Annotated in this window: 11 protein-coding genes; 8 read left to right on the top strand and 3 right to left on the bottom strand. The window is 45.3% G+C overall.

Translation table 11 applies throughout. The annotated features are described in order from the left end of the window. Positions 1-182 precede the first annotated feature (182 nt). Entirely contained in the window at positions 183-548 is a 366-nt protein-coding gene (locus tag ASN18_RS11360) for an LA_3696 family protein (RefSeq protein WP_085052866.1), read from the top strand. A gap of 46 nt (positions 549-594) precedes the next feature. Here ASN18_RS11360 and ASN18_RS11355 read toward each other — a convergent pair whose 3' ends face one another. The 3 genes from ASN18_RS11355 to ASN18_RS11345 are packed head-to-tail and all read right to left on the bottom strand — an operon-like array spanning position 595 to position 2916. Beyond that, entirely contained in the window at positions 595-1587 is a 993-nt protein-coding gene (locus tag ASN18_RS11355) for an ABC transporter ATP-binding protein (protein WP_085052865.1), read from the bottom strand. A 7-nt stretch (positions 1588-1594) separates the two neighbouring features. Then, positions 1595-2563 (bottom strand): ABC transporter ATP-binding protein, encoded by a 969-nt coding sequence (locus ASN18_RS11350; protein WP_085052864.1) that lies wholly within the window; start codon positions 2561-2563, stop codon positions 1595-1597. Next, complete coding sequence (locus tag ASN18_RS11345) at positions 2560-2916, bottom strand: YraN family protein (RefSeq protein ID WP_085052863.1); 357 nt, start codon at positions 2914-2916, stop codon at positions 2560-2562. The genes ASN18_RS11350 and ASN18_RS11345 overlap by 4 nt, the downstream gene beginning before the upstream one ends. Before the next feature lie 154 nt (positions 2917-3070). Here ASN18_RS11345 and ASN18_RS11340 point away from each other — a divergent pair, with 154 nt between their 5' ends. The 7 genes from ASN18_RS11340 to ASN18_RS17235 all read left to right on the top strand — a co-directional run bounded on the left by ASN18_RS11340 (position 3071) and on the right by ASN18_RS17235 (position 9636). Then, positions 3071-3499 (top strand): DUF3842 family protein, encoded by a 429-nt coding sequence (locus ASN18_RS11340; protein ID WP_085052862.1) that lies wholly within the window; start codon positions 3071-3073, stop codon positions 3497-3499. After that, the gene (locus tag ASN18_RS11335) at positions 3492-3695 is read left to right on the top strand and encodes a CooT family nickel-binding protein (protein ID WP_085052861.1); all 204 of its coding nucleotides are present in this window, start codon (positions 3492-3494) and stop codon (positions 3693-3695) included. The genes ASN18_RS11340 and ASN18_RS11335 overlap by 8 nt, the downstream gene beginning before the upstream one ends. 7 nt (positions 3696-3702) lie before the next feature. Next, positions 3703-4467 (top strand): diadenylate cyclase CdaA, encoded by a 765-nt coding sequence (gene cdaA, locus ASN18_RS11330; protein ID WP_085052860.1) that lies wholly within the window; start codon positions 3703-3705, stop codon positions 4465-4467. Next, a complete protein-coding gene (locus ASN18_RS11325; RefSeq protein WP_085052859.1) occupies positions 4464-5126 on the top strand; it encodes a CdaR family protein in 663 nt (220 codons plus the stop codon). Before cdaA ends, ASN18_RS11325 begins: the two co-directional genes overlap by 4 nt. Then, positions 5123-6469: a phosphoglucosamine mutase gene (gene glmM, locus ASN18_RS11320; RefSeq protein ID WP_085052858.1), complete on the top strand. Its 1347-nt coding sequence runs from the start codon at positions 5123-5125 to the stop codon at positions 6467-6469. The genes ASN18_RS11325 and glmM overlap by 4 nt, the downstream gene beginning before the upstream one ends. 3 nt (positions 6470-6472) lie before the next feature. Next, positions 6473-8902: a DNA internalization-related competence protein ComEC/Rec2 gene (locus ASN18_RS11315; protein ID WP_085052857.1), complete on the top strand. Its 2430-nt coding sequence runs from the start codon at positions 6473-6475 to the stop codon at positions 8900-8902. Between the two features lie 542 nt (positions 8903-9444). After that, positions 9445-9636, top strand: a complete 192-nt coding sequence (locus ASN18_RS17235) for a hypothetical protein (RefSeq protein ID WP_157072950.1) — start codon at positions 9445-9447, stop codon at positions 9634-9636. Positions 9637-9745: the final 109 nt, after the last annotated feature.

The raw sequence follows: 9745 nt of genomic DNA, 5'->3' as shown, positions 1-9745 counted from the left end.
GAGAGCCGTATGCGGGAAATCCGCCTGTACGGTTCGGAGGGAGGGGAGGCGAAAACCTTCCCTACCCCTATCAGGAAAGCATCGGTCGTATGCTAAAAGTATAGGCAATTTCTGCGTAATTTTCAAATGTGTTTGCCCTGTGTTGGTTGCAGTATTTCTTATACTTAGGCTATAATTGAGATATGAGTGTAATAACGATTCCTAAACCATTGCGTGAAAGGCTTGGAGATGACGGCGTTGATGCCCTCATTGCTGTTATCAATGACGCTAAAATTAGCTCGCGTGAAGATTTGGCTACCAAAAGCGATATTAGAGAGCTAAAAATGGAACTGCTTAACCATGAACGTAAGATTGATTCTATAAAATCAGACCTCGAACTCAAGATGGGAACCATAAGATCTGACCTTGAACTCAAAATCGAATCCGTGAGATCTGACCTCGAACTCAAAATCGAGAAGTCCAAGTCCGATACATTAAAATGGATGTTTCTATTTTGGGCCGGGCAGTTATTGGCAATGTTCGCTATGCTCAAGGCATTTATTAAATAATACTTCTCAGCATATCTTTCTCAGTAAAAAAATCTTCACATTGTACCTATATTTCAGCAGTTAAGTGGCATGAAATCAATCTGCCGTTGCTGGGTTTAAGTTCCGGTACTGTGGTCGTACAGGGAGAAAACCTTTTTGGACATCTGGGGTGGAATGGGCATCCCTCCGGTATCTCTATTGGGCTTGGTGTGTCTGCTGCTGTATCTTCTGGCTGATGGGACTTCTGGGGCTTCGGGGTTGTCTTTGCCCCTATTATCTTTGGGACTGATTCTATCAGCATTTGCGTATACGGGTGCATGGGATTGTCAAATAACTCCGCAGTCTCTCCCATCTCCACTATCTTGCCAAGGTACATCACCGCTATTTTGTCACTAAAATACTGTACTACGCTTAAGTCGTGGCTTATAAACAGAAATGACAGCCCAATGTCCTCTTTTATACGTATCAGGAGATTCAATATCTGCGCCTGTATCGATACATCCAGTGACGAAAGCGGCTCATCTGCCACTACAAGCTCAGGCCCCAGCATCAACGCCCTCGCTATACATATCCTCTGCCTCTGCCCACCGCTGAATTCATGCGGGTAACGCTCCATTACGTCAGAGTCCAGCCCAACCCTCTCCAGCATTGTCCTCACGCGCTCCCTGAACTGTGATTTCGGTACCGTCTTGTGTATCTTTAACGGCTCAGATAAGGCGCCATATATCTTCATTCTTGGATTTAACGACGCAAACGGGTCCTGAAATATTATCTGCACCGAACGCCTGTATGCCTTGAGTTTATCCCCGCTCAACGCCAGAACATTCGTACCCTTAAACAGCACATCCCCCTCCTGCGGCTCTATAAGCCTCAGAAGCAAACGCGCTACTGTGGATTTACCAGAGCCGCTCTCCCCTACTATTGCAAATACCTTGTTCTGCTCTATCGTAAAATCTACCCCATCAACAGCCCGCACCTGATGGGGCTTGGATAAAAAACCGCTCCTCATCTGGAAATATTTCTTTAGTCCCCGGACTTCCATTAGATTCATTGCGTTCATTCTGGCCCTACGTATCGGCCTTACCGGTTAAAATGCACCGGTTGAAGTGGCCTTTTTCTATTTCTAGAAGCATCGGCTCGGCCTCTTTACACCTTTTTTCGGCAAACCCGCAGCGGTCTGAAAACTTGCATCCCTCAGGCAGATTATCAGGTTTTGGTACAAACCCCGGGATGGGAACCAGAGGGGTGTGTCTTCCCTTAGGTATGGAATTTAAAAGACCTATTGTATAGGGATGTACAGGGCGCTTAAACAGTGTTGCCGTATCAGCGCTCTCCATAATCCTGCCCGCATACATTATCGCAACACGCCCAGCATTTTCTGACACCAGCCCCAGGTCATGGGTTATCAGCACCACCGACATGTTATATCTTTCCTGAATCCCCCGAAGGAGTTTTAAGACCTGCGCCTGAATGGTAACATCAAGTGCCGTCGTAGGCTCATCGGCCAACACAAGGGCAGGATTGCAGGCAATCGCCATCGCTATCATCACACGCTGCCTCATGCCGCCTGACATCTGATGTGGATAGTCCTTTACCCTGAGTGCGGGCGAGGGGATTTTTACATCTCCAAGCAGCTCCACCGCCCTCGCAATAGCGTGTGTTTTTGACAACCCCTTATGCACCATCAACACCTCGGCTATCTGGTAACCCACTGTCAGCACTGGATTAAGCGATGTCATCGGCTCCTGAAATATCATCGCAATCTTGTTCCCGCGAAGACCTCGTTGCTGGTCAACCGTTAGGTCAGAAAGTCTCTGTCCTTTAAAGTATATATCCCCTTTGTAGTACGCATTTTGCGGGAGTATCCCCATGACAGCCGCCGCAGTTATACTCTTGCCGCAGCCGCTTTCACCGACAACGCCAAATATCTCCCCCTTTGCCACATCAAAGGCAATCGAGTTAACCACCTTGAGGTCGCCCCCCTGCCTCTTAAAATATATGCTTACGTTATCAACGCTGAGAAGTGTGTCTGTCATAGTTCAAATATGTCCTTAATATGCTCGACTTTTCGGGGCTTTACAAAAAGGCTTACACCTATTAGGTCAAATCGCACAGCCGAAGTACCGCCATGTTGCTTCAGGTATAGTCTTGCCGTATTGATTATCTTCTTTTTCTTTTTATAATCAATAGCCTCACAAGGCTCTCCAAACTCATCAGAGGTCCTTGTCTTGACCTCTACAAATACCAACTGCTCACCATCCATTGCGATTATATCTATCTCTCCAAGAGGGTTTTTATAGCCCCTTTCCAGTATGATATAGCCGCCCTTTTTCAGATGACGCGCGGCCAGCCATTCACCGTACTTACCGGTGAACAGTGTTTTTATCATACAGCCAATCCAGATTTAATGTAAAGGGCTGCTTCATGCTTCATATCTGGATTATAAAGATTTTGAAAAAATACTTCAATATTTGACACTGTTATTTTTTTAATTTATACTAAAAAAGCGGTGATAAAGGTATATTGTATATCAGCACAGTGTGATGCTTAAGATAGCGGTTGTAGATGGGCAAGGCGGCGGAATTGGCAGTGTGATAGTAAAGCGTCTGCGAGACGATTTCGGCGACGAACTTGAGATAGTCGCCCTGGGTACAAACTCTGCGGCTACTGCCTCTATGCTCAAGGCAAAGGCCAACAAGGGCGCAACCGGCGAAAATGCCATAGCGGTAAACGTCCACAAGGTGGACATTATACTTGGCCCGATAAGCATTATCATGGCAAATTCCATGATGGGGGAGTTGACGCCCCAAATGGCAAACGCCATCGCTATCGCAAACGCAAAGAAAATCCTCCTCCCGCTGAATCAGGAGGGCATCGAGGTCATCGGTGTAGACAGACAACCGCTGCCACATCTGGTTGAATCACTTGTTGAGAGAATTAAATTACTATGCACGGAGGTAAAACATGTGTGAAGCAAACGTATATATAGATAATTATGACGGCAAAGGTGAGATACTCTATTTAGAAAATGTTGACGTTATTCGCCCGGAAGATGGAAAACTGTTTATCAAAAATCTGTTCGGCGAACAAAAGTTTTTCGATGGACAAATAAAGGAGATATCCCTTATCAAACATAAAATCATACTGACCAAACGACAGACAACATAGATTACAAATGGATATAATCGAACAGATACGGTGGCAGGACATACTGGACATCCTCCTTGTGTGGTTAGTCCTCTATAGGGTGCTGCTGCTGATACGCGGGACACGTGCCGTTGAGATGCTCATAGGAATCGGCGTGCTTCTGGTAATGTCGCTGATAGCAGGCTATCTTAAGATATACACAATAGACTGGCTGATACAGAGCTTTTGGGCATACATAGTGATAGCGGTAATTGTGTTGTTCCAGCCGGAGATAAGGCGGGCACTGGCGCAGATGGGAAAGTCTTCATTTTTTCGGCCTACATCGGCAGAGGAACTGAAATCCCTCGATGAAATCGTAAAAGCTGCCGCCTCCCTATCGGCCAGAAAAATCGGCGCCCTGATAATCCTTGAGCGGGATACAAGCCTGAAAGACTACATCGAAATAGGGACATATCTTGATGCGCGTGTTACAAGGGAACTCCTGCTAAGTATATTTCATCCCACATCGCCTATTCACGACGGCGCGGTCGTTATAAGCGGGAATAAGATAGTTGCCGCAGGGTGTTTTCTGCCAATCACATTCAGACCGGACATAGACAAGCTCCTCGGCACCAGACACAGGGCAGCCCTTGCCGTAACTGAAGAGACGGACGCCGTAGTGGTAATCGTCTCTGAAGAGACTGGAAGCATGTCTACGGCTATTGCTGGTGAAATAGAAAAGAAAACTGATATGGCCCATTTGAGAAACTTATTGACCGACATGTTTGCAGACCATGGTAAAAAACGCAAATGAAGAAATTTTTCACAGAAAATACGGAACTAAAACTAATTACCCTCGTACTGTCCCTGATCTTGTGGTTTATTGTCACTCTTAAAGGGCAGTCAGAGGTGATAATGGAGCTTCCCATAGAATATAAAAACATACCCAAAGGCGTCGAAATAACCAAGACCAGCGCAAAGTTCATAAATGTCTCCATAAAGGGGCAGGAGAGAATCGTAAAGAATCTCCTCCCAAAAGATATAAACGTCTTTGTCGATCTGTCAAAGGTTAAGCAAGGTGAGACAATGTTTTATTTCACAAAGGATAATATAAAGATGCCTCCATCGATAACCCTGGCCAGGTTTAATCCGACCAACATCATAGTGCGGACAGAGGAGGTCTTCACTATGATGCTGCCAATAAAACCAGTAATTAAAGGTGAACCAAAACATGGCTTTACCGTTAGTGAGATAACCTCCACACCGGAGGAAATATCAGCAACAGGTTCACGTCAGGCACTAAATAAGTTAGAGTATATTGAGACCGAACCTGTTTATGTCAAAGACGCAGACGCCACCTTCGACAAGACCGTCCGCCTAGCGCTAAAGGACAGAACTTTAAGCTATGAAAACGACATCGTAAAGATAAAAATAACAATAACGGCAGATAAAACTACGGGGGCAAAGAAATGAAACTTTTCGGTACAGACGGCATAAGAGGGACAGTAAACACATATCCCATAACGCCTGAAATGGTTGTCAGAGTGGGGATGGCCATAGGCAAGATACTACACAAGAAACATGGCAAGAACATGATACTCATAGGAAAGGACACCAGGCTCTCAGGTTATATATTAGAGAGTGCCCTAACTTCGGGTATATGTTCTATGGGCATGAATGTGACTCTGACTGGACCTCTGCCAACCCCAGGTATCGCGTATCTAACAAAATCACTCAGATTTGACACAGGCATTGTCATCTCCGCCTCGCACAACCCGTATCAGGACAACGGCATTAAGATATTCAGTGCCGAGGGATTTAAGCTCAAGGACTCGCTTGAGGCTGAAATCGAAGGGCTTGTATTGAATGAGACATTCACTATAGCAAACCGTCCAGGAAATAACATTGGAAAGGCATACAGGCTTGAAGATGCAACTGCCAGATACATAGAGTACGTGAAATCTACCATACCCAGAGAGGCCATATTCGATGGACTAAAGGTTGTAGTAGACTCCGCAAACGGCGCGGCCTATAAGGTTACCCCCACACTGCTTGCAGAACTCGGTGCCCATGTCATCAGCATAAACGATAAACCCGACGGCAAGAACATAAACGCAAAGTGCGGCTCACTGCACATAGACAGACTAGCCGAATATGTCGTAAAACACCACGCCCACGTAGGTGTTGCCCACGACGGCGACGCCGACAGGACACTGTTTTGCGATGAAACCGGTAAAATCGTCGATGGCGATCTGATAATGGCACTTTGGGCTAAGGAACTCAAGTCCGAGGGAAAACTCAAAAACGACACCGTAGTCTCGACCATCATGAGCAACCTGGGGCTTGAACACTACCTGCAAAAACACGGTATCAAACTACTGCGCACTCAGGTAGGTGACAGATATGTAGTAGAAGAAATGCTTGAGACCGGCTGCAACTTTGGCGGTGAACAATCCGGCCATGTCATCATGCTCCAGCTTAATACCACCGGAGACGGCCCTATTTCCGCAGTCCAGATGCTTAACATCGTAAATAAATCAGGGAAGACGCTCTCAGAACTGGCATCAGACGTAACACTCTACCCACAGGTACTGATAAACGTAAAAGTCGCGGTCAAAAAACAGATAGACAGATGCCCCGATGTGGTCTCAGCCATTGAAGCGGCAGAAAAACAGCTCGAAGGTACAGGCAGGGTACTGGTGCGGCCATCCGGCACAGAACCCAAGATCAGGGTCATGCTCGAAGGTAACGACCAACAGCAAATAGAGCAATTAGGCGAAACCATAGCGCAGGCAGTCAGAGCAGCCATGTCCTGAGAGATGTGGCTATATCTGTCCTTCATCTCAGGGGTAGTGCTATTTCACGGCAAGCTGTACTTTCCCGTATGCTCTGTCATTGTAACGATTTGTATTCTTGGGTTATCTCTCTTAAAGAGGGGTTTACCGCTTAAACTGTTTATTATTCTGTCAGCCGGTTTTTTTTACGCATGGTTTAGATATGACCCAGCAGAACTAAACTCAAAACCACCTCCCGGTGAGTTAGTCATAACTGGAACATTTACCTCCCTGCCTGTAAAAGTCGATTATCATTCGTTCAAACCCGCCGCAGCGCCATTTTTTCAACAAGAATTTAAAGTAAGAATACCATCCGGGTTATTCAAAAAACCTGTATCTATCTTTTATTCGCGCTCAAGGGGGTTTATGCCGGGGACAGAGGCGACGATATTAACACAAATGAAACTATACAGCCCCCCGCATATACCCGGCAGCTATTCATATGATATGAGGCTCAACGGCACTGCTAAAAGGTTCCTGATGGTAAAAGAATCTCAATCAATCCTCTGGTTTTTCGAGAGACAGCGCTTACGGCTTGCCCGGCGTCTTGAGTCAGCCTTCACCGGTGATACCTCAACTGTCCTTAAATCCATCACCATAGGGGATGGCTCCGGCATAAGTGAGCCAGTAAGGGAAAACTTCAGGGCAACCGGTCTTACTCATCTCTTAAGCATCTCAGGGACGCATTTTGGAATGCTTACTGTGCTGATATTTTGGATTAGTAATCTCATACTTAGCCGTATGCCTTATAACTTCCTGCTTGGAATGACAATTCATATCAGCACAAAACAGTTGTCGGCAGTTCTGACACTGCCCATAGTGACTGCATATTTATTAATCTCAGGGATGAGTGTTCCGGCCCTGAGGTCGTTTATAATGAGCTGGCTTTTTCTTGTTGGCCTGGTGCTTTGCAGAAAGGGGCAGTGGAAGAACACCCTTGCTCTGGCCGCGTGTATCATTGAGTTGATTGACCCGGAGTCGATTTTTACGGCATCCTGGCAGTTGTCATTCTTTTCGTGCCTGTTTATAGGACTGGCATCAGACCGCTTCAACTTTTACTTCACAGAGAATGAAAAACCCAGCGGTATGAAGATTCCATCGTTTTACTTTATAGACAGATTTTTTACCTACATCAAAAAATCTGACTCCAAAATGTACACATACACAACTCAGGCCTTTAGATACATAAGGGATACGGTTATCGTATCACTTGCTGCCACACTTGGGACAATGCCCATAATCCTCTACGCCTTTCACAGTGGCTCAACCGTCTCGCTTCCAGCCAATATGATAGTTGTGCCGTACATGTGTCTGCTAATCACGCCCATAATTCTGTTCAGCTCATTTATATATCTCGTATCAGGTTTTTTTCCACTTACGGGAATCATCGGTCTCTTAACAAGAAATATACTTGACGTAATAGAGTGGTTTGCCCGCATTCCACACTCATCGATAAATGTGAAGGCATTCCCGTTTGTGTTTGTCATAGCAGCGTATGTGATATTGCTGTGTTTTTTCCTGAAAAAGATAAAATTGTTTACCGTCACGTCGGCTGCAGCTGCAGTTCTGGTTATTTTTTATTATCTTACTGCTTACCCCAATACAGTTGTCGTAACATTTATCGATGTCGGGCAAGGGGACTCAGCGCTTATTGAGACGCCAAACGGCAAGGCCATAGCCATTGACACCGGCAGCAACGGCAGACAGCTTGAGGGGTACATGAGATACAGGGGGAAAAGCACCCTCCACGCCATGATATTAAGCCACGGCGACAGTGACCACATTGGCGGGCTGCCCAATATCCTAAGAAAGTTTGACGTAAAGTATCTGATAGACAACGGCATGATTGTCCATGAAGACATGAAGCTGCTAAGGGGAAGGCACATAAGTCTGAAGCGCGGCGACGTGTTCACCATAGACAACGTAACGCTTGCCATCCTCCACCCGCCCGAAGATTTAGAAGGACTGGGACTGTTAAGCAGAAGGACAAACAACAACACATCCCTAGTGATTAAGCTGACCGGTGCGCATACATCATTTCTGTTCACAGGTGACCTGGAAACTGAGGGTGTAGATGTCATCATAGGGTTAAAAGAAAAACTGCGTTCAGATGTCCTGAAGGTATCGCACCACGGCAGTCGGTGGGGAACATCAGAGGAATTTATCTCTTATTTACACCCGTCGATAGCAGTAATAAGCGCTGGTAGAAACAATCACTTCGGTCATCCAACCCAGGAGGTATTAAATAATCTAAGAGACATACCGACATATCGGACAGACCGCCAGGGGGCAATCCTCGTGCGAGAAACCCAACGGGGATTCAAAGTAAAAACGCAGTTCGACTATGAACTGATAAAGACCACCATATTCGCCGAAGAGATAAAAAATATAAAGAGGATTTTTTCGGTGTGGTAATCGATAATAAATAATAAGAATACTGATAGTAATATATTTAAAATTCCTAAATAGCTAAAACTATTATCGATAATATATATAGTCGCCGTTACTAATATGTAACAAATATAAGTTACTAGTATGTATCAGATGGTAATATACTTATATTTATTACAATAATAGATTATATTAGTATTTACTTAATAAAATATGTTTTGTATATTATAATATCGCGCATGATTTTGCGCTTAACTTTTTTTGTAAAATAGGGGGATACTATGAGTACAAAAGCAACTAAGCAACATTGATTTATCTTAAAACTGAGGTAAGCTGAAAAAAGTGGACACCAAAAAAGAGTAAAATAAGAAATTCATATGGAGGTGTCAACTGGAAAGGGTCACTAACGGGAAGTACACGAAGGAGTTTAGAGAAGAGGCGGCAAAGTTGGTGGAAGAGGTGGAGCTGGCTAGGCTGAAACGTGAACTTGCTGAGGTTAAGATGGAGCGAGACATATTAAAAAAAGTGGCAGCGTACTTTGCAAAGGAGTCGCAGCGAGGTGCGCGATGATAGAGAAATTGCGGCTCCGGTATCAAGTGCCATTACTTAGGCGGGTCATGAAAGTCTCTGCCAGCGGATATTATTCATGGCTTGACAGGGAGCCTTCAGTGAGGGCAGAAGCCGTACTGGAGATATACATCACTGGCGGCGCACAAGCAGACACGGGGGACATATGGATCTGTGCGTCTGAAAGATAACCTTTCGGAACAAGGAGTTGCGGCTTGAGTCAAAAGCTCTGGTCGTGAGCGTTACGGAAAAGGTATCAGGTATGAACCAAAGAAGACGAACACCAGTGAACTGCCGTTT

Source organism: Candidatus Magnetominusculus xianensis (genome assembly GCA_001541255.1).
GTDB lineage: Bacteria > Nitrospirota > Thermodesulfovibrionia > Thermodesulfovibrionales > Magnetobacteriaceae > Magnetominusculus > Magnetominusculus xianensis.
This window is presented reverse-complemented; position numbering and strand designations above follow the sequence as displayed.

Excerpts from the sequence above, each read along its gene's own strand:
- ASN18_RS11360 (WP_085052866.1), top strand. The coding sequence starts at position 183 with ATGAGTGTAATAACGATTCCTAAACCATTGCGTGAAAGGCTTGGAGAT.
- ASN18_RS11355 (WP_085052865.1), bottom strand. The coding sequence starts at position 1,587 with ATGAACGCAATGAATCTAATGGAAGTCCGGGGACTAAAGAAATATTTC.
- ASN18_RS11350 (WP_085052864.1), bottom strand. The coding sequence starts at position 2,563 with ATGACAGACACACTTCTCAGCGTTGATAACGTAAGCATATATTTTAAG.
- ASN18_RS11345 (WP_085052863.1), bottom strand. The coding sequence starts at position 2,916 with ATGATAAAAACACTGTTCACCGGTAAGTACGGTGAATGGCTGGCCGCG.
- ASN18_RS11340 (WP_085052862.1), top strand. The coding sequence starts at position 3,071 with ATGCTTAAGATAGCGGTTGTAGATGGGCAAGGCGGCGGAATTGGCAGT.
- ASN18_RS11335 (WP_085052861.1), top strand. The coding sequence starts at position 3,492 with ATGTGTGAAGCAAACGTATATATAGATAATTATGACGGCAAAGGTGAG.
- cdaA (WP_085052860.1), top strand. The coding sequence starts at position 3,703 with ATGGATATAATCGAACAGATACGGTGGCAGGACATACTGGACATCCTC.
- ASN18_RS11325 (WP_085052859.1), top strand. The coding sequence starts at position 4,464 with ATGAAGAAATTTTTCACAGAAAATACGGAACTAAAACTAATTACCCTC.
- glmM (WP_085052858.1), top strand. The coding sequence starts at position 5,123 with ATGAAACTTTTCGGTACAGACGGCATAAGAGGGACAGTAAACACATAT.
- ASN18_RS11315 (WP_085052857.1), top strand. The coding sequence starts at position 6,473 with ATGTGGCTATATCTGTCCTTCATCTCAGGGGTAGTGCTATTTCACGGC.
- ASN18_RS17235 (WP_157072950.1), top strand. The coding sequence starts at position 9,445 with ATGATAGAGAAATTGCGGCTCCGGTATCAAGTGCCATTACTTAGGCGG.